We start from the raw sequence: 19,958 nt of genomic DNA, 5'->3' as shown, positions 1-19,958 counted from the left end.
TCTTTTGTAACGATGATTACTAGAGTTTTATTTCGACTGAAAGAAATCGTGTTGGGCTAAATAGTCATAATGGTCTTTGTTAAATTGATACTGACCCACATGCTGACTAATCTGACCGACATCCACAGAAAAAATAAAGGATTCATTTTTATAGTTCCAGTTCAGCCTAACTGTATTCAAGACTGTTTGATAAGTAAAATCTTTAACATCATTCCAAGGTATCTCTACGACTTGATTAGAACGATTTTCAGTTACATCACTGATGTCCATCAAGTAGATACCCTTTGGTGTGAATGCCAGAATCTTAGGCTTCACACTCGACTGAACGTAGTAGGAACCACCTATAACGAAAAAATCAATAAAGGATTTCAGCCATGTCTTTTTCTTGAAAGCCATCAGAAAATTCTTTTGCCCTTCAATGTGGCAAGTTGAAAGAAATGATTCAATCTGTTTTTCTGTTGCAAACTCCATAATAGCGCCCATGACCTTACCTCCATAACTATTAGTAAATAGGCAGATAAGCACTCTTCGTATAAAAGAAGGACTTATCATTTGTTGCGTTTTATCTTACTTTTACAGTAGATAGCATCCCTCCTATAACATTACCCTAGCATGTGCATACTTCCATTAACGCTGGAAGAGACTTTCGAAAATAGTTTCTCACGTTTTTGTTATATTCATTATAACATAAATTTAATAAACCAATTAAAAAATGTAAGCACTTTTCTTCCAAATTTGCCATCATTCTATTAAAAAACGACAGTTTCCTTCGAAACCATCGTTTTTCTTGAAAAATCCCTATTTCACATGTTTTGCTAATTCTTCTTGGGCCTTTTTATTAGATTCTTCTTTTTCTTTCAACCATTTTTCTTTGGCTTTTTCATATTCGTCTTTTGTAACTGTCTTATCTTGTAATTTGAGGTATTTATATGATTCAACCCCTTTATTACCAGCCAATGAATATGGTGTTGAGAAAGGAACGATTTTTCTCAATGTTGGTGTTCCACCCAGTGAAACATTTGGAATTGCTAGAGAGCTATCTACTAACCAAGCTTGGGCATCTGCATATTTTTCATAACGTTTAGCTGGATCTTGCTCCTTATTGGCTTCTTCCAACATTTGAGTATAGACATCTAGCCCAACAGCCTTGGCCTTATCATTGGCTTCACCTGGTTCTAAACCTAGATTTTGCAACACTCCACCAGAATTAATATTAAAAATATCAAGGTAGCTTGATGGATCTTGATAGTCTGCGCTCCAGCCACCGTTGTAAAGATCATAATCCTTCTGAGCTGCAGTCTGAGCTAAATAGCTTGTATTATCAAAGTCTTCAGTAGAGAGTTGGTGAACATCAATCACAACATTATCTGCCCCCAAGACAGATTCAATTGATTGTTTCATGGAATTGATTCCTTGAATTTCTGCCTTATTGGTCAAATCTACAGTTTTATCTAAGTGGATAGGGAATTGAACTCCTTTAGCTTGGAGTTCTTTCTTAGCTTCAGCAAATTTAGCCTTGGCTTTGTCAGGATTGTAGTATGGATCTTGGGCATCTGCAAAGTTAATTCCTTGCCATTCCTTACCGTAATTAACCATCTTAGAGGCTACTACTTCACCAAAGTCTTTGCCATTGATACTTACGAAGTTTGGAGGAACGACTAGGTTACGCAAAATCTTAGTTGCACCATCCTCTCCTTGGGATTGAGCCCCGTAAGCTGTACGGTCATAGGCAAAGTTAATGGCTTGACGGAAGTTTTTATTAAGAACCGCTTCCTGAGTCGATTTCTTTTCAGCATCACTTGTCTTAGAAGTGAATTTATAAGATTTTCTATCCAGGTTAAAGTTTAAGAAATAAGAAGTGGCATCTTGCAAGCTATAGATGATATTATCCTTATTCTTTTCTTTAATCCCTTCAAAGCTTGAACTATTTGGATAGAGACGAGCGTAGCTATAAGCTCCCTCGACAAAGTTACGAGCTAGTGCATCTTGGTCACTACCATCATAATAGGCCAATTTCACATCATCTACAAAGACATTTTTAGCATCCCAGTAGTTCGGATTTTTCTTGAATTCAATAACAGATTTTGAAACAAAGGATTTCATCAAGAACGGTCCATTGTACAATATGCTAGATGGGTCTACCTTCCCAAAATCATCACCTTTTGATTTCAAGAAATCAGCGTTAACAGGGAAGAGAATGGTTGATGTTGTTTTTGAATTCCAGTAAGATTCTGGTCGTGTCAAGGTATATTGAACAGTTTGGTCATCAATCGCCTTAACACCTACAGTTGAAAAGTCAGTTGTTTTCCCGTTGATATAGTCATCCAAACCAGCAACAGAGTCTTGAACTAGGTACAAGGCTTCTGATTTTTTATCAGCTGCATACTTAAGACCAGTTATAAAATCTTGAGCAGTTACAGGAGCATATTCATCTCCATCTGCAGTATACCATTTAGCATCTTTACGCAGTTTATAGGTATAGGTCAAACCGTCTTGAGAAACACTCCAATCCTCTGCCAAGGATGGAATATAGTTCCCATACTGGTCATTTTCCATAAGACCATCTACCAGATTAGTGATAATATCATTAGTTGTCGCACGGTTTTCTGCTAGATAGTTAAAACTTGACGGATCGCTAGAATAAACATAGTTATATGTTTTTGACCCTGTGCTAGAATTTCCACACGCGCTTAATAAAATACCTGCACTTAAAACGATACCTGCAAGCGTTGCATACTTGGCTTTAGACTTTTTCATCTCCAGAACCTCCTGATTTAAATATTTGTCTTATTATACAACTCATGTTTTATTTAGTCAATAGATTTTTTGAAAAAATTAATCATTACATCTACAAACTATAGAAATTATTCTACAAAATAATAAAAAAGAGAATAATTTAAGCATTCCATGATAGAAATGTTCAAATTATCCCTTTTATTTATAAAAAATTATTGAGAAATTCTTAATTTTGCTCTTAGGCGATTAGCTTGGGCTTGTCCAATCACCTTGTCTAATAGACGGGTACGAAGACTCAAGAATCCGTAAACTCCTCCCCCCATGGCACCGACAAGAGCTACGTATAGGAAACTCCACAAACGTCCACTTGGTTGGAAAACAAATCCTAAAATCCACTGCAATGTCCCAACTACTAGAAACATGAAAAGAGTTAACAAACTGATTAAAATGGTTCGCTTCAAAATCACCTTGCGCTTAACACCAGTTACTTTACAAATATCCCGATACATCAAAACATTAGGAATAATGAGACCAATGGTTGTTGAAATCAAAGGTCCATAACTGTGGAAGAGAGCGATGGTTGGAAGTTGCAAGACCAGCTTTGCAATGGAACCATAGATAAAATAGAGAACTGCCTTGCGATTGCGGAACATGGCTTGAAGCATGGGAGACAAGACCATGTACAAACCTAAAATGGTAGACTGCAAAACTGCAAAGACAAACAAGCCCATGGCCAAACTATCTGGCTTACCATAGAAGACAGTATAGAGAGGTTCTCCTACCATAACCACTCCAATCGTTGCTGGCAGCAAGAATAAGAAAAGCATGGTAATGCTGTCCTGAACTAGCCGAGAAGCTGCCTTCAAGTCTCCCTTGACATAGTTTTCAGTCAAAAGCGGCAAACCGACACTCCCAATCGAAACCCCAACAGAAATCAAAATCATAGTGATTTTATTAGGATTGGCAGAGAAATAAGAAAACATGACAACCAAGTCTTCATTACTATAGTTGGTAAACCAACTCATACTATTGATAAAGGTCATCTGGTCCAAAATCTGGAAAAGCTGGATAGCAGACCCTGTCAGGATAAAAGGAATGGCTTCCTTAATGGTATCAACCAAAAGACGCTTACTATTAATCTTATCTCCTGTTTCAAGGACTCTTTTGAGTAAGCCTTCTTTGGCAAGGAAATAAATCAAAACTGCAAAACTGGCTACCATACCGACAAAGGCAGCAAAGGTGGATTGGGTAACCGCTGCTAGATAATCTCCTGAACCCATTTTCATAATCATGAAGGTAGCCAAGAGCATCCAGATAACACGAATGACCTGCTCAGCGATTTGGCTCATGGCATAAGGTTTCAGGTTATTCATCCCTTGGAAGAAACCTCGGATAACACTCATAGATGGGAAAATCAAGACCGCCCAAGCCAAGCTCTGCATGATGGGGATCAAGTCTTTCCCCACACCCGATAAGTCTGCTAGCCAAGGAGCAAAGAGATACAAGACTAGTGCAAAGACCAGACCTAGCCCCGTCATAAAGCCTAAAAAGCTCCGAATCAGGGCAAAGCTATGCTCTTCTTCTCGCATGGTATTGTACTTGGCCACTTGCTTAGCCACCGCAACCGGAATACCTGCTGTTGAAACCAGCAAGAACCAGGCATAGATATTGTAGCCCATGGTAAAGAGGCCATTTGCTGTAGCCGCATAGGACCCCATCCAGATATACCAGGGGATAATATAAATAGCCCCGAGTAGGCGACTGATAAAGTTACTAGCCGTTAGCCAAGCAGTCCCCCGTAACATCTGGGCCTGCTGGTGATTGTTTTCGTTAGACATAGATTCCTCATTTAATTTTAATAACTAGGAAAAATTCCTTATCTTCCATTATAAACTTTTCCTTGTCACTTGTAAATTTACGACTTTCGGTTTACAATAGAAAGTATGATTAAGATTGAAACCGTATTAGATATTTTAAAGAACGATGGTCTCTTCCGTGAGATTATAGACCAAGGACACTACCACTACAATTACAGCCATGTCGTGTTTGACACCATCTGCTATGACAGCCGTAAAGCCAAAGAGAAGAGCCTCTTTTTCGTTAAGGGCGCTGCCTTTAAGAAAGAATTTCTGCTTTCAGCCATCTCTCAAGGCCTAGGCTGGTATGTGGCTGAAAAAGACTACGAGGTTGGTATTCCTGTCATTATCGTCAGTGATATCAAGAAAGCCATGAGTTTGGTAGCTATGGAATTTTATGGAAATCCACAGGAAAAACTCAAACTGCTTGCTTTCACTGGAACCAAGGGTAAGACAACAGCAGCCTATTTTGCCTATAACATTTTATCTCAAGGAAATCGACCGGCTATGCTCTCGACTATGAATACAACTTTAGATGGCAAGACTTTCTTTAAGTCTGCATTAACAACCCCTGAGAGTATTGACCTCTTTGATATGATGAATCAGGCTGTGCAAAATGACCGCACCCACCTCATCATGGAGGTATCTAGTCAAGCCTATCTGGTCAAACGTGTCTATGGTCTAACATTTGATGTGGGAGTTTTCCTCAATATCAGCCCAGACCATATCGGCCCGATTGAACACCCTAGTTTTGAAGACTACTTCTACCACAAACGCCTCTTAATGAAAAATAGCCGAGCAGTCATCATTAATAGTGACATGGACCATTTTTCTGTCTTAAAGGAACAAGTGGCAGATCAAGACCATGATTTCTATGGTAGTCAGTCTGAAAACCAAATCGAAAATTCCAAAGCCTTTAGCTTCTCAGCTACAGGGAAATTAGCTGGAGACTATGATATCCAACTAATTGGTCACTTCAACCAAGAAAATGCAGTTGCTGCTGGACTTGCTTGTCTCCGTCTCGGAGCTAGTCTTGAGGACATCAAAAAAGGAATCGCTTCAACCCGAGTTCCTGGTCGCATGGAAGTCCTGACTCAGAAAAATGGCGCCAAGGTTTTCATCGACTATGCCCACAATGGTGATAGTCTCAAAAAACTAATCAATGTGGTTGAAACTCATCAAACTGGAAAGATTGCTCTGGTGTTAGGTTCGACAGGAAACAAGGGAGAAAGCCGTCGTAAGGACTTTGGCCTCCTCCTCAATCAACACCCTGAGATTCAAGTCTTTCTGACTGCTGATGACCCCAACTATGAGGACCCAATGGCCATTGCAGATGAAATTAGTAGCTATATCAGCCATCCTGTTGAAAAAATTGCCGATCGCCAAGAAGCCATCAAGGCAGCTATGACTATCACAAATCACGAATTAGATGCAGTTATTATCGCCGGTAAGGGAGCCGATTGCTACCAAATCGTCCAAGGAAAGAAAGAAGCCTATCCTGGAGATGCAGCAGTCGCAGAAAATTATTTATAAGATAGTAAAAAAATCAAGGGAAACGAAACCCTTGATTTTTTCTATTTTTATTTAAAAGCGTTTTTCAAACCTTCAACGGCACCTTCTACAGCACCTTTAGCATCTTCAACTACTTCTTTTGCCTTAGCAACTGTCTTTTCTACAGCGCCTTCTGCTTCAGTCTTGCTATCCCCAGTAACTTTACCAAATCCTTCTTTGATAGCGCCTGTTGCTTGTTCCAATTTGTTTTCAAGTGACATATGATTGTCTCCTTTAGTTTATTCCGATATGTGTTACCGGTTACATATAGTTTATACTTAATCCTAAGGAAAGTCAAACAATGTGCTCAGAAACAAAATTTCACGCTAAGTAGAAAGTTAATCTTTCCTCATCAAAATCGACGGCCAATTCATACTTTCCATCTTCATTTTGGACAATATAGCCTATGACAACTAAACTATCCACAAAGATATCACGGCGTTTCTGCATCAGTTGATCTTTTTTGAGAAATTTTAGCAAAAAAGTCGTCATATATTTGAGAGCATACTCAGGATTGACATCTCCTAAAATGTCATATAGTTCCTGTTGTTTTTCAGTCAAAGGATACTGATTTTTGACCTTGTAGAAATAATTGGACAGGGTCATTTTTGTTCTCGCAAAGTCCGTCTTTTCAACTAAAATAGCAGCATTGGTTTGATTTCGTAATTCTGTCTCAAACCCCTGCTCCAACAAAGCTTGATAGACTGGACTATCGTCTTTGACAAAAATCTCTTGATCCAGTTCGAGACTATCGAGCGACTCAAGCATAGGGAGATTGAGGTAATAGCGCTTATTTTCCCGACGAATCAAGCCTGCCTTTATATACTCTTCCATGAGTTTATCAACTGCCACATCTGGAAATTGAGCCTTGATTTCTCGTAGAATCACATCATCATGCTGGTCCAGATAGCGGATCAATTCTCCAAAAAATGGCTGTCTCGTCAAACGAGATGGATTAAAAATCTGAATCATGAAGATTCCTTTCTTTACATTCTAACAGAGGCGATGCTGCCAACTGACTAGGATTGGTCCCAGCTTGGTTCAAAGGAACAGGCAGACCTAGTTCTCTGTAATACTCTCTCCAAAAATCACTAATCTCCTGCTCCCCATCTCCAAATTTCATGGGAATAGTTTCAAAAATAGGGAGAATTTCTGTCATATACTGGGAACAGTAGAAACCAGGTCCAGCTGGATAAAAAGAAGCATTGTAGGGAGCTCCCAGATGTCTACAAGCTCTTTCCTTTACAGATTGGATATCCATTTCTGGATAAACATAGAGGTCGTACAAATGATTGGACTCAAAGAAGTCTGCTGGTTTCTGACAGACCACACCAGTCTGTCCACTAGCGTGGTAAATCATCCCATCCAAATAAATGGCAACATGGTTATAGTTGCCTGTGGAATTCTGGATAGCCTGTCCCATGTCAGAATCATCTCTCACAAAAATCATACTCTTCGAAAATCAAATTCAAACCACGTCAACGTCGCCTTGCCGTACTCAAGTACAGCCTGCGGCTAGTTTCCTAGTTTGCTCTTTGATTTTCATTGAGTATCAAATCGCCATTTTCTAACATGCTTCACTCCTAGAAAAAAAGGAGCCGAAACTCCTTTCGATATAAGTCAAACTAGCCTTTCCTAATTTGAATTGACACTCAAAATCTTAAGCATTAAAGCTTTCAGTCAATTGAGGTACCACTTGTTTCTTACGTGAAACAGCACCAGCAAGGAAGGCGTGGTTGTTTTCAAGTTTGAAGTTGAAAGCTGCTTCTACCTTGTCCATATTAGCACCAAGTGCTAGGATTTCTGAATTTGAGTTGACGATATCTGTAATCATCAAGACAAAGTCAGAATAGCCATTTGCTGCGTTGGCAGCTTGCATTGCAGCTTCAATTTCTGCTTGGCGCTCCAATACTTCAGCGATGTCAACTGTGTTTACTTGAGCAACACGGACATTATTTCCGTTCAATTCAAAAGTCTTAGCATCGATGTCAATCAATTCTTCAGCAGATTTGCTAGCCAAGTTTGTACCAGCTTTCAACATAGCCAAACCATACTCTTCCAAGTTAACACCAGCCAATTCGGCCAATTCAGGAGCAATGACTGTATCTGTTGGGTGTGTTGTTGGTGATTTCAAAAGAAGGGTATCTGAAATCAAACCTGAAAGCATCAAACCAGCAATCTCTTTAGGCACAGCTACACCATGTTCTTTGAACATACGGTAAACGATTGAAGACGCTGAACCAACTGGCTCCAAACGCATGTAAAGTGGGCTTGCAGTTTCAAAGTTAGCCACACGGTGGTGGTCCACAACACCATAAACTTCTACTTCAGCGATATCTGATACAGATTGTTGGAATTCATTGTGGTCAGTCAGGATAACTTGCTCTGCACCTTCTGCTTTAGCAGAAGTGATGACACGCGGTGCTTCTACACCAAAATAGTTCAAGACAAAGGCTGTTTCTTCATTTGGAGTTCCAAGGGCAACAGCTTCCGTATCCAAACCATAAGCTTCTTTTGCAAGGTAGGCAAAGGCTACAGATGACCCGATGGCATCTGAGTCTGGATTTTGGTGACCAAATACTAGAATCTTAGACATGATAATACCTCATTTTGTTTATTCTCTTTATTGTAGCATTTTTTTCGCTTTTTGACAAAAGTAAGAGGAGTCAAATGGCTCCTCACAATTCTTCAAAATAACTGATACTCTTCGAAAATCTCTTCAAACCACGTCAGCTTCGCCTTGCCGTAGGTATGGGTACTGACTTCGTCAGTTCTATCAACAACCTCAAAGCAGTGCTTTGAGCAACCTACGGCTAGCTTCCTAGTTTGCTCTTTGATTTTCATTGAGTATGAGCAAATTTCTATCTTGATTTTCAGATAAAAATCTTTCCTTCTGTGGCCTCTTCTTACGCTTGAGAAGGGCTTCAGCTGACATGGCTTCTTCCTTACTGGCAAAACCTTGAGCATAGATAAGTTTGACTGGCAAGCGTGCTCGTGTGTATTTGGCTCCCTTCCCACTATTGTGGACAGCGAGGCGTCTTCTCACATCAGTCGTATAGCCTGTATAGTAGGATCCGTCACGACACTCCAGCACGTACATATAAGCCTTATGATCCATAATAAATCTCTTCAAGTTCAGGCGTATAAGAGCCATCATCATTGTGAACAATGAGAGGTGGTAATACCTTAAAACCGCTTGTTGAACCATCCTTGATAGCCTCAATCAAAAGCATATTGGCTTCCTTTTCTCTTTTTGGATAAACAAACTGCAGGCGCTTAGGAGCTAGATTATGCCGTTGTAAGCTGTCCAAGATATCTAAAAGTCGATCAGGACGATGAACCATGGCCAAGCGTCCATTGGATTTGAGAATACTCTGGGCACTACGACAGATTTCCTGCAAATTGGTCGTGATTTCATGTCGCGCCAAGAGATAATGTTCACTCTCGTTCAGATTGGAATGAGGATCTACCTTGAAATAGGGCGGATTACACAAAATCATATCCACCTTACTTCCCTGGATGTAAGCAGGCATATTTTTCAAATCATCACAGATGACCTCCATCTGCTCTTCTAAACCATTCAAACGGACAGAGCGTTCAGCCATATCCGCCAAACGCTCCTGAATCTCAACAGCCAAAATCTGTGCCTGAGTCCGAGTGCTAGCAAATAGCCCAACTGCTCCATTTCCAGCGCAAAAATCCACTATCAAGCCCTTTTTAGGAAAACGTGGAAAACGTGACAAGAGAACACTATCCACCGAATAGCTAAAAACCTCTCTATTTTGAATGATTTTAATATCTGTCGAAAAGAGCTGGTTAATGCGCTCTCCTGATTTTAATAATTGTTCTTCTTCCATGGTCCTATTATAGCAAATTTATATTAACATTACAAAAGATAGAAATTTCTAACTAGTGCTTCTGATTCTTCAAATGTTGAAGGGCTTCCTTGGTCCAAATTGGCATCATTCGTTTGAGAGGCGCAAAGCCGTAGTTAAAACGGTCGCTTGAAAAGCGTCGCCGTCTCGGAAACTGGTGCTTTTCTTCCTCCAAAGTGCGGATAGAAAGACTAGCTTTCCCTGTAAATTCATCTAAATCCACTACCTGAACCTGAACCTCTTCATCGACTTTCAAGGCTTCATGAATATTTTCAATAAAGCCTGTCCGAATCTCTGAAATGTGAATCAGCCCCGTATCACCCGTCTCTAGTTCAACAAAGGCACCGTAGGGCTGAATCCCTGTAATACGGCCCTTTAGCTTATCACCGATTTTCATCCTAGTCCTCGATTTCAATAGTTTCAATCACAACATCTTCAACTGGCTTGTCCATAGCCCCTGTCTCAACAGCAGCAATAGCGTCCAAGACTGCGTAAGATGCTTCATCAGCTAACTGACCAAAAACAGTGTGTCGACGGTCTAGGTGAGGTGTCCCACCTTGATTGGCATAGATTTCTGCGATCGGTTCTGGCCAACCACCACGAGCAATTTCTTTCTTAGAATAAGGCAAATGTTGATTTTGCACGATAAAGAACTGGCTGCCGTTGGTATTTGGACCAGCATTGGCCATAGAAAGGGCACCACGGATATTGTAAAGTTCTTCTGAGAATTCATCTTCAAAAGATTCGCCGTAGATTGACTCGCCACCCATACCAGTTCCAGTTGGATCTCCACCTTGAATCATAAAGTCCTTGATAATACGGTGGAAAATGACACCATCATAGTAGCCATCTTTTGAAAGAGCTACAAAGTTAGCCACTGTTTTAGGAGCATGTTCAGGGAAGAGCTTGATACGCAAGTCTCCGTGATTAGTCTTAATAGTCGCGATAGGACCTTCTACTGTTTCAATGTCTACTTGTGGGAAATGCAATTCTTTTTCTACCATACCAAATCCTTCTAAGGCATCAAAAATGCCATCTTCTTCTAATGTTTTTGTAATAAAATCTGCTTTTTCTTTAATTTTATCATGAGAAATTCCCATGGCAACGCTGATTCCAGCATAATCAAAGAGTTCCAAGTCATTCAGCCCATCTCCAAAAACCATGACGTTCTCTGGTTTCAAGCCAAGGTGTTCCACAACCTTTTCCACCCCCGTCGCTTTGGAGCCTGAAATCGGAACAATATCAGACGAATGTTGATGCCAACGAACCATGCGAAGTTTGTCTGAGAGACTATCAGGCAAGTGCAAGTCATCTCCTTTATCTTCAAAAGTCCACATTTGATAGATATCTTCTTTTTCATGAAAATCAGGATCTACATCTAAATCGGGGTAAATTGGATTGATAGCTTCACTAATCATATCGGTGCGAGTCGACAACTTGGCATCATGACTCCCAACCAAACCATACTCAATTCCCTCTTGCTTGGCCCAAGAGATATACTCCTCAACATCTAACTTCTCAATCTGATGTTGATAAATAACCTGACCTTTTTTATCTTCGATATAGGCCCCATTTAAGGTCACAAAAAAGTCAGGCTTGAGCTCACGAATCTCTGGCACAACACCAAAAATCCCTCGTCCAGAAGCAATACCTGTCAAAATTCCTTTCTCACGTAATTGCTTAAAAACAGTTGGGATTGAAGCTGGAATAAAACCCGTCTTGGAATTTCTCAATGTATCATCAATATCAAAAAAGACAATCTTGATTTTCTTTGCCTTGTATCTTAATTTGGCATCCATCTCACTACCTCTTTCAATCTAACTCTTTCCATTATACCATAAAGTAGCTAAATCCCCTATTTTCAAAAAGTTTCCCGTTTTATTGTAAGTCCTTGGATAAGTATAAAACTAAATCATCATCGTTTTGACAACTTGCACCCATTTCTAGCGGTTTATTTCTATACCAGACACCTGTACCATCTGGAATGTAGCTCCGTCTGATATACAATCTCTGGGCAGGGCCATAGCCTAAGTGCAAACCTACACCAAGAGTGACCTTACTCGAAACAAACTTGACTCGTTTTTCTGCTTCTTCTAGCAGTTGATTCCCAATCCCTTGATTTCGAAAATGCTCAAACACATTAAAATCTGATAATTCTGGATAGACTTCTGCAAAAGGACCATGTTTAGCAGAGGGCAAAATGGTAATGTAGCCCGCTACAGCACCATCAATCTCTGCAACTAAAACTTCTCTCTCCCCACTTTCCTGTTCCAGAAAATATCTAGCCAAAATTTCTTCTCTAGCAGGCCAACCTTGATTCATAAATCCATGAGATAAGGATTCAATATCAGACTTAATCATATTTCTAATCGTACAATTCATCTTTAACTTACCCACCTTTACTCTTTCTATTACCATTATAGCACGCCAAGGTCAGAAAAAAACGATCTCGTGAAAAAAGACCCAACCGGGTCTTAATTCGCTTTCTTATTTTCTAGCTCATGAAAAAGAGGGCCACTGGACCCAAACTCGCTCTCTTATTTCAAAGCTCGTGAAAAAAAGACCCAACCGGATCTGAAAAAGAGGTCCACTGGACCCCAACTCGCTCTCTCATTTCAAGGCTCGTGAAAAAAAGACCCGTCGGGGTCTTTTCTTTAATCTTCGTTTACGAAAGGCATCAAAGCCATTACGCGAGCGCGTTTGATAGCTGTTGTTACTTTACGTTGGTTTTTAGCTGAGGTTCCTGTTACACGACGAGGAAGGATTTTCCCACGTTCTGAAACGAAACGGCTAAGAAGCTCAGTATCTTTGTAATCAACATATTCAATTTTGTTTGCTGCGATGTAATCAACTTTTTTACGGCGTTTGAATCCGCCACGACGTTGTTGAGCCATGTTTTTTCTCCTTTATAATTTTAGTTGTCCATTAGAATGGTAAATCATCATCTGAAATATCCAATGGATTTGTTGCTCCAAATGGATTTTCATCACGTGAAAAGTCTGGTACTGAATTTGTAGGCGCTGAATAGTTTGAACTTGGTGCAGAGTAAGCTCCACCTGTATGACCCTCACGCACACTACGGCTTTCCAACATTTGGAAATTCTCAGCCACGACCTCTGTCACGTAGACACGTTGTCCTTGCTGGTTATCGTAACTACGAGTCTGGATACGACCTGTCACCCCGATAAGTGAGCCTTTTTTAGCCCAGTTAGCAAGGTTTTCAGCCTGTTGGCGCCACATAACGACATTGATAAAATCAGCCTCACGTTCGCCATTTTGACTCTTAAATGTACGGTTTACTGCAAGAGTAAAAGTCGCAACTGCTACATTTGATGGGGTATAACGCAACTCAGCGTCACGTGTCATACGCCCTACAAGTACAACATTGTTAATCATAGTTTACCTTCTTACGCGTCAGTTTTGACGATCATGTGACGAAGAATGTCAGCGTTGATTTTTGAAAGACGGTCAAACTCTTTAAGAGCTGCATCGTCATTTGCTTCAACGTTAACGATGTGGTAAAGTCCTTCACGGAAATCTTTGATTTCGTATGCAAGACGACGTTTTTCCCAAGATTTTGATTCAACAACAGTTGCACCGTTGTCAGTCAAAATAGAGTCAAAACGTGCTACCAAAGCGTTTTTAGCTTCTTCTTCAATGTTTGGACGAATGATATAAAGAATTTCGTATTTAGCCATTGATATGTTCCTCCTTTTGGTCTAATGACCCCAAGACTTTGCAAGGGGTAAGTGAGGTTCGCTCACAATAAACCATTATACTAGAAAAAATTTTTTTACGCAAGTAAAAACACTGAAATAAAAAAGAAGATGACGAATCATCTTCTCAAAAAATAGGCTCTATAATATTTGTAGTGGGTAAATCCCCTATAGATATTATGGAGCCTATTTTTGTGTAGAAAAAAAGTCCCATATGACCTATAATGAAAAGCGACGAAACAACTCATTAGAAAGAATCATATGGAACCATTACATTTTATCACAAAACTACTCGATATCAAAGACCCTAATGTCCAAATTATGGATGTTGTTAATAGAGATACCCACAAGGAAATCATCGCTAAACTGGATTATGAGGCCCCATCTTGTCCTGAATGTGGAAGTCAAATGAAGAAATATGACTTCCAAAAACCATCGAAAATTCCTTACCTTGAAACAACTGGTATGCCTACCAGAATCCTCCTTAAAAAGCGTCGTTTCAAGTGCTATCATTGCTCTAAAATGATGGTCTCACAGACCTCTCTCGTCGAGAAAAATCACCAAATTCCTCGTATTATCAACCAAAAAATTGCGCAAAAATTGATTGAAAAAACTTCTATGACCGATATCGCTCATCAACTGGCTATTTCAACTTCAACTGTCATTCGCAAGCTTAATGACTTCCGTTTTAAGCATGATTTTTCTCGTCTTCCAGAGATTATGTCTTGGGACGAGTATGCCTTTACCAAGGGAAAGATGAGTTTCATTGCACAAGATTTTGATAATCTTAACATCATCACTGTTCTTGAAGGCAGAACACAGGCTATCATACGAAATCACTTTCTGCGCTACGAGCGAGCTGTTCGTTGTCAGGTGAAAATCATTACGATGGATATGTTTAGTCCTTATTATGCCTTGGCTAAACAGCTTTTTCCATGTGCTAAAATCGTTCTAGATCGATTTCACATTGTACAACACTTAAGCCGTGCTATGAGTCGTGTTCGTGTCCAAATCATGAATCAATTTGAGCGAAAATCCCATGAATACAAAGCCATCAAGCGCTACTGGAAGCTCATACAGCAGGATAGTCGTAAACTCAGTGATAAACGTTTTTATCGCCCTACTTTTCGCATGCACTTAACAAATAAAGAAATTCTAGACAAGCTTTTGAGCTATTCAGAAGACTTGAGACACCACTACAATCTCTATCAGCTCTTACTTTTTCACTTTCAGAACAAGGAGCCAGACAAATTCTTCGGACTTATTGAGGACAATCTAAAGCAGGTTCATCCTCTTTTTCAGACTGTCTTTAAAACCTTCCTCAAGGATAAAGAAAAGATTGTCAACGCCCTTCAACTACCCTATTCCAACGCCAAATTGGAAGCGACCAATAATCTCATCAAACTTATCAAGCGAAATGCCTTTGGTTTTCGGAACTTTGAAAACTTCAAAAAACGGATTTTTATCGCTCTCAATATCAAAAAAGAAAGGACGAAATGTGTCCTTTCTCGATCTTAGCTTTTCTTCAACCCACTACAGTTGACAAAGAGCCAAAAAATACAACTCTATAGAGAGTGATCAATATTTTAGTATTTATCAAACTATAGAGATTACGAATCCGTTTTACTGATTTTTACCAAAGACATCTCGATAGAGCATTCCTGTTCGTAAACTCTCTGCATCTCCTCCTAATTGCTCTACCAGCTCGTAAGCAAAGGCAAGGGCTGTTGAAGGGCCTCGACTGGTTATCAATTGACCATCTACCACTACTGTTTCCTTGACGTAGTGACCATCAAGAATTTGCTCTTGAACACCGTCATAACAAGTGTACTGCTTGTTTTTCAATACCCCTGCTTGATTGAGGGCAATTGGTGCCGCACAAATGGCCGCCAGTTTCTTCCCTTCTTGCTCGAAATTTTGCAATTCTTGAATCAAGGCCTGATTGTCCCGCAAATGTGCAGAACCAGGCATCCCTCCAGGAAGAACAATCATATCATAGTCTGATAAATCACCATCAAAGACACGATCTGCTCTTACTTGGATTGCATGCGAACCCATCACTTGCTCTTCAAACCCAACCATATCACAAGTGATATTTGCCCGACGCAAAACATCCACAACTGTCAAAGCTTCAATTTCTTCAAAGCCCTGAGCTAACATAACTGCTACTTTTACCATGATTTTCTCCTTATTTGATTTGTTTTAAAACAACCTTTTTCCGCTTGAATGGAACTTTTCCGCTCTTTTCTTCAGCTAGGTTGGTCTGGTAACTCATCGATAAAAGTAAGCCCACACCAATCAGATTACTGATAATAGCCGATCCCCCTTGAGAAATGAAAGGCAAGGGAATACCAGTCAAGGGAAGCAAGCCAGTAACAGCACCAATATTCTCAAAGATATGGAAGAGTAACATCATAATCAAACCTGTGGAAATATAGGTGTAGAACTGATTATTTGATTTAAGAGTAATCTTCAACATACGATAAATCAGCATAAGATAAAGGGCGATAACAAGGACAGAGCCAATAAAGCCAAAATCTTCTGCGATAACCGTGAAAATCATATCCGACTCTCGAACTGGAATAAGCAGATTAGAAGCATTAAATCCTTGACCAAACAAGCCTCCACTACCAATCGCAATCTGTCCTTGAGCCTGCTGATAGGTCGTTGTTTGAGCAAAATCAAAAGGATTAAGCCAAGCCAAAATACGGTTGATTTGGTAGGTCGGCATTCCCAGTTGATGGAGAAAAGCCCGACCGTCCTTGCTGATAAAAATAGCTAAGAAACCAGCAATTCCTGTTACAGCAGTCACAAATACTGGGATAATAATTTTCCAAGAAACCCCCGATAATAAAACGATTCCTGAAAAAATGGCTACAAAAACCAAAGCCGTCCCTAAGTCACTTTGAAGTGCCAAAAGAACTAGGACTGGAATGGTAAAGAGAATCATCCAAAAAATTAACAAAAAGTCCAGCGGAACTGTGCGTCTCCACTCCTTATGTTTTTTTGTAAACTGGACAATGACACGGGCCAACATGAGGATATAGGATATCTTCATAAATTCTGACGGCTGGAACAAGGTAACACCATTTACCGATACCCAGTTTTTAGCACCCGTTGATGCAACTAAACTTGGATTATAAAAGACGATAGGTAAGACCATAAGTCCCAAGCCTAAAATATATAGAAAGGGTGTCACCTTCCAAAGAAATTCTGTATTGAAGAGCATGACCACAAAACCAATTACAAGTCCCAAGGCAATCCAAGCAACCTGCTGCCCTAAAATGGGCAGAATATTATTTGGATAATCATGACTAACGGCAATATAAATAGCCACCACACCGATAACCAGTAGGAAAAATACTGGCAGGAGCAAACTATAATCGACTCTAGAGTCGAGAGAACGTTTCATATATTCACCTTTCCTCTTTCTTAGATTTTTCATTTTTGTTGTTTTGGAGGAAATCAATAACAGTAGAGGTAATCTGTTTTCTATTCACCTCTCTGATAGTTCTTTCCTTAGCTAGAGCTTGTCTAATCTGTTTACCATATCGTTTATGAACAACTCGACTATCCAGTATCACAGCAATGGAAGCTTGTTCCTCTTTTCTAATTGTTCTACCCAAAGCCTGTTTGAGACGAATAATGGCCATTGGCAGCTGATAATCATAGAAAGGATTCTTCCCTTCCTGACGCAATTCAAGATTTAATTTTCGTGTTAAAGGTTCTTGGGGATTTTGGAAAGGCAATCGAGGAATTACTTGAATAACGCAAGGATGGGTAGAAAAATCGACCCCCTCCCAGAAACTTCCTGTTCCAAGTAAGATTTGTCTCTCTCCTTTTTCAAAACGTTTCTTCAGCTGACTGGGTTCCCCATTTTTATATTGGGCTAAATGAGGATGGTCTAGTAAATCTGACACTGCTAACAGTAATTCTTTAGACGTAAATAAAACAAGCAAAGGCTCTTGAAACGTCTGTAAGGAATGGATAACTGATGTAACCTCTTCTGCATAATCTAAAGGAGAATGTTCAGTTACTAACGGAAAATCATTTACTAATAAAACTTCTTGTTGCTTCTGTTGTAAAGATTCAACTGTAATAAGTGGGGCTTCCGTAAATCCTAATAAATCCGCTAACGAAACTCTATTACTGATTTCAAGAGTGGCAGATACGCCAAGCACTCTGCAATCTTCTGGCAATAAATCTGTTAGTAGGAAGCGACCTTTTTTACTTGAGCAGATTAAGACATCCTTACTTGACTTCTCAGCTGTTGCCAGCCAAAATTCACGGTCCGATGTAAAAAAGCGCATCATATCTCTATACTCGGGAAGACTTAACTCAGAAAAATGCTGGCGTAAGTTTTCAAGAGAATCCAACCACTTGTCATTCTTAAGTCCTGAGTAAAACTGATCTATCAAATAGCGACATTCAAACCCGATACTCTCAAGCAACCGTCTCTGAATAAGATCTTTTTCTGTTTCCAAGGACTTTTGAACTTGTGTTACTAAATCCTCGAGGAGATAAGACTCTTGGGCGAGGTTTTCAAGGGCAATCAGCATTTTTTGAGCTTCATCTATGATTATCAAGCGATTGTTGACAAACTCTGGATCATCCTCTAAACGTGTTACCAGATAAGCGTGATTGGTTAACAAAAGGCGACTCGATTTAGACCTATCTTGACTGCGTTGCCAGAAGTCCTCAGAAATAAATAAACTTTTTTTTGAAAGTTTTCCATCATGTACAAGTTCAGCTAGAAAATGTTGATAACGATACAGCTGCCCGATTTCATCTAAGTCACCTGTTTCTGTCTCTGTTAACCAAATCAATACTTGCATTTTAAAGCGTGTGAATAGGCGGTTAGACTCTGGCCTATGAAGTACTTTATAAAAATTATCGAGTTTCAAATAATTTTGAGGTCCCTTAAGACTATGAATATCAATATGGAAAGTATCTTTTAATCGACTTCCTTCTTCTTGCATAATTTGATTTTGAAGGATTTTGGTAGGAACACTAACAAGGATACCACCTTCACTTTCCATGCTCAAAGCTGGCAGTAGGTAACCATAAGTCTTTCCAAGTCCCGTTTGGGCTTGAATAAATGCGGTTTTCTGTTCCTTTAATAACTGCTCAACTTTTTCTGCAAATTCAACTTGCTGAGGACGTTCATCCAAGCCCAACAAGGACATATTTTTAGTAAAATCCTTAGATAGCTTACGTGGTTTTAAAGACTGACTTTTCTTTCTTAGAAAGAGTCCATGGAACTCCATCAAATCGTGAGAAGAAAGAAGGGACTGGCGCTGATATACTTCTTCAATCACTAAATAAGTTTCATAAAGGAGGTTATCCGCAAGATTTAACAAGGTTTCTAAAAGTCCTTTTGGTAACTGAAAAAGTTTTTGACGCATAAAAAGCAAAAGCTCTGCTGTTGCTTGTGCATCAGAGAGAGCGGTGTGGGCGTGGTCTAACTTAATCCCTAACTCTTGACAGAGAATGCCGAGATTGTACTTTTCAAACTGAGGGTACAAAACCTGTGCTAACTCAACGGTATCCACTCGTGGAGTTCTCAATTCATAACCTTCAAAGAATAGGTACTCTGCTAGAAGATTTGCATCAAACTGTACATTGTGCGCGACAAAAACACCATTCTTGACCAGCTCAAAAATCCTTCCAGCTACCTGTGAAAACTCTGGAGCAACTGCCAACCGTTGATCAGTCAAACCTGTCAATTCTTTTATATGAGAATCCAAGGGCTCATGGGGATTGATGTCAGTCCCATACTGATCGACGATTTCGCCATTTTCAATCACCACAATACCCACTTGAATAATTTTTGCCTTGCTTCCGGTGCTAGTGGCCTCTAAATCAACAACCACATACCGATCATTTCTCGAATTCATCATTAAAAATTATATCAAAAAAAGCCCTGTTTGACACCCCTCAACTTCGATAGAAAAATCTCTTTGCTTGAAAAAATTTTTATAAAATGTTTGAATAGTATTAAACAGAAAAGGAGAAATAGGATGAACCCATTAGATTTGTTTAATCAAGTAAAAGAGTTAATCGAAACAAAAGATTTCGAAGCTGCAAAAACATTTGTTGCAGAAAATCAAGACCAACTTGGAGAATACTTCTCTCAAGCTCAGCAGTTGATTTCTGGTTCTGAAGGTCTAGATGGCCTCGTTGGAAAGATTAAAGGATTTTTCTAAAAGATATAAAGACACCTG

The 19,958-nt window shown here is 39.6% G+C and carries 21 protein-coding genes; 3 read left to right on the top strand and 18 right to left on the bottom strand.

The features are described from left to right. Window positions 1–27 precede the first annotated feature (27 nt). The 3 genes from KB197_RS03865 to KB197_RS03855 form a co-directional block, all read right to left on the bottom strand. Window positions 28–483 carry a hypothetical protein gene (locus KB197_RS03865; RefSeq protein ID WP_212573970.1) on the bottom strand — a complete coding sequence of 152 codons (456 nt, stop codon included), beginning with the start codon at window positions 481–483 and terminating at the stop codon, window positions 28–30. 315 nt (window positions 484–798) lie between these two features. Further along, window positions 799–2,757, bottom strand: a complete 1,959-nt coding sequence (locus KB197_RS03860) for a peptide ABC transporter substrate-binding protein (RefSeq protein ID WP_212573969.1) — start codon at window positions 2,755–2,757, stop codon at window positions 799–801. 191 nt (window positions 2,758–2,948) lie between these two features. After that, window positions 2,949–4,574, bottom strand: a complete 1,626-nt coding sequence (locus KB197_RS03855; RefSeq protein WP_212573968.1) for a polysaccharide biosynthesis protein — start codon at window positions 4,572–4,574, stop codon at window positions 2,949–2,951. Between the two features lie 105 nt (window positions 4,575–4,679). Here KB197_RS03855 and KB197_RS03850 point away from each other — a divergent pair, with 105 nt between their 5' ends. Next, window positions 4,680–6,125 carry a UDP-N-acetylmuramoyl-L-alanyl-D-glutamate--L-lysine ligase gene (locus KB197_RS03850; RefSeq protein WP_212573967.1) on the top strand — a complete coding sequence of 482 codons (1,446 nt, stop codon included), beginning with the start codon at window positions 4,680–4,682 and terminating at the stop codon, window positions 6,123–6,125. Between the two features lie 47 nt (window positions 6,126–6,172). Here KB197_RS03850 and KB197_RS03845 read toward each other — a convergent pair whose 3' ends face one another. The 12 genes from KB197_RS03845 to rpsF form a co-directional block, all read right to left on the bottom strand. Then, window positions 6,173–6,364: a CsbD family protein gene (locus KB197_RS03845; RefSeq protein ID WP_000051184.1), complete on the bottom strand. Its 192-nt coding sequence runs from the start codon at window positions 6,362–6,364 to the stop codon at window positions 6,173–6,175. Window positions 6,365–6,464: 100 nt separating this feature from the next. Continuing rightward, a complete protein-coding gene (locus tag KB197_RS03840) occupies window positions 6,465–7,115 on the bottom strand; it encodes a DUF1803 domain-containing protein (protein ID WP_212573966.1) in 651 nt (216 codons plus the stop codon). Further along, complete coding sequence (locus KB197_RS03835; RefSeq protein ID WP_212573965.1) at window positions 7,099–7,593, bottom strand: YiiX/YebB-like N1pC/P60 family cysteine hydrolase; 495 nt, start codon at window positions 7,591–7,593, stop codon at window positions 7,099–7,101. Before KB197_RS03835 ends, KB197_RS03840 begins: the two co-directional genes overlap by 17 nt. A gap of 210 nt (window positions 7,594–7,803) precedes the next feature. After that, the gene (locus tag KB197_RS03830) at window positions 7,804–8,739 is read right to left on the bottom strand and encodes a manganese-dependent inorganic pyrophosphatase (protein WP_049516428.1); all 936 of its coding nucleotides are present in this window, start codon (window positions 8,737–8,739) and stop codon (window positions 7,804–7,806) included. A 225-nt stretch (window positions 8,740–8,964) separates the two neighbouring features. Continuing rightward, window positions 8,965–9,261 (bottom strand): GIY-YIG nuclease family protein, encoded by a 297-nt coding sequence (locus KB197_RS03825; protein ID WP_078238121.1) that lies wholly within the window; start codon window positions 9,259–9,261, stop codon window positions 8,965–8,967. Further along, window positions 9,251–10,000, bottom strand: a complete 750-nt coding sequence (locus tag KB197_RS03820; RefSeq protein ID WP_000390769.1) for a tRNA1(Val) (adenine(37)-N6)-methyltransferase — start codon at window positions 9,998–10,000, stop codon at window positions 9,251–9,253. Before KB197_RS03820 ends, KB197_RS03825 begins: the two co-directional genes overlap by 11 nt. A gap of 52 nt (window positions 10,001–10,052) precedes the next feature. After that, window positions 10,053–10,415, bottom strand: a complete 363-nt coding sequence (locus KB197_RS03815; RefSeq protein WP_000689591.1) for a S1 RNA-binding domain-containing protein — start codon at window positions 10,413–10,415, stop codon at window positions 10,053–10,055. 1 nt (window position 10,416) lies between these two features. Next, window positions 10,417–11,817, bottom strand: coding sequence for a bifunctional Cof-type HAD-IIB family hydrolase/peptidylprolyl isomerase (locus KB197_RS03810; RefSeq protein WP_203213113.1), 1,401 nt, complete (start codon window positions 11,815–11,817; stop codon window positions 10,417–10,419). Between the two features lie 79 nt (window positions 11,818–11,896). Then, window positions 11,897–12,400, bottom strand: a complete 504-nt coding sequence (locus KB197_RS03805; RefSeq protein ID WP_049501044.1) for a GNAT family N-acetyltransferase — start codon at window positions 12,398–12,400, stop codon at window positions 11,897–11,899. A gap of 272 nt (window positions 12,401–12,672) precedes the next feature. Then, window positions 12,673–12,912, bottom strand: a complete 240-nt coding sequence (rpsR, locus tag KB197_RS03800; RefSeq protein WP_000068664.1) for a 30S ribosomal protein S18 — start codon at window positions 12,910–12,912, stop codon at window positions 12,673–12,675. A gap of 31 nt (window positions 12,913–12,943) precedes the next feature. Further along, the gene (ssbA, locus tag KB197_RS03795; protein ID WP_000609602.1) at window positions 12,944–13,414 is read right to left on the bottom strand and encodes a single-stranded DNA-binding protein SsbA; all 471 of its coding nucleotides are present in this window, start codon (window positions 13,412–13,414) and stop codon (window positions 12,944–12,946) included. Window positions 13,415–13,425: 11 nt separating this feature from the next. Then, window positions 13,426–13,716: a 30S ribosomal protein S6 gene (gene rpsF, locus KB197_RS03790; protein ID WP_001151778.1), complete on the bottom strand. Its 291-nt coding sequence runs from the start codon at window positions 13,714–13,716 to the stop codon at window positions 13,426–13,428. A gap of 279 nt (window positions 13,717–13,995) precedes the next feature. On the opposite strand from rpsF, the gene KB197_RS03785 reads away from it, so the two are divergent. Next, complete coding sequence (locus tag KB197_RS03785) at window positions 13,996–15,252, top strand: ISL3 family transposase (protein ID WP_212574075.1); 1,257 nt, start codon at window positions 13,996–13,998, stop codon at window positions 15,250–15,252. Between the two features lie 105 nt (window positions 15,253–15,357). Here the strand turns inward: KB197_RS03785 and KB197_RS03780 are convergent, their stop codons facing one another. Genes KB197_RS03780 through KB197_RS03770 form a run of 3 tightly spaced genes read right to left on the bottom strand, consistent with a single transcriptional unit; the run spans window position 15,358 to window position 19,631 of the window. Then, window positions 15,358–15,912, bottom strand: coding sequence for a DJ-1 family glyoxalase III (locus tag KB197_RS03780; protein WP_064276544.1), 555 nt, complete (start codon window positions 15,910–15,912; stop codon window positions 15,358–15,360). A 10-nt stretch (window positions 15,913–15,922) separates the two neighbouring features. Continuing rightward, on the bottom strand, window positions 15,923–17,146 hold the full coding sequence (locus KB197_RS03775; RefSeq protein ID WP_000830666.1) for an FtsW/RodA/SpoVE family cell cycle protein: 1,224 nt from the start codon (window positions 17,144–17,146) through the stop codon (window positions 15,923–15,925). Window positions 17,147–17,150: 4 nt separating this feature from the next. Beyond that, window positions 17,151–19,631, bottom strand: a complete 2,481-nt coding sequence (locus tag KB197_RS03770; RefSeq protein WP_064276563.1) for a bifunctional DnaQ family exonuclease/ATP-dependent helicase — start codon at window positions 19,629–19,631, stop codon at window positions 17,151–17,153. A 123-nt stretch (window positions 19,632–19,754) separates the two neighbouring features. Here KB197_RS03770 and KB197_RS03765 point away from each other — a divergent pair, with 123 nt between their 5' ends. Further along, entirely contained in the window at window positions 19,755–19,940 is a 186-nt protein-coding gene (locus tag KB197_RS03765; RefSeq protein WP_001068557.1) for a hypothetical protein, read from the top strand. Window positions 19,941–19,958: the final 18 nt, after the last annotated feature.

The sequence above is a fragment of the Streptococcus sp. 11-4097 genome (assembly GCF_018215285.2).
GTDB lineage: Bacteria > Bacillota > Bacilli > Lactobacillales > Streptococcaceae > Streptococcus.
This window is presented reverse-complemented; position numbering and strand designations above follow the sequence as displayed.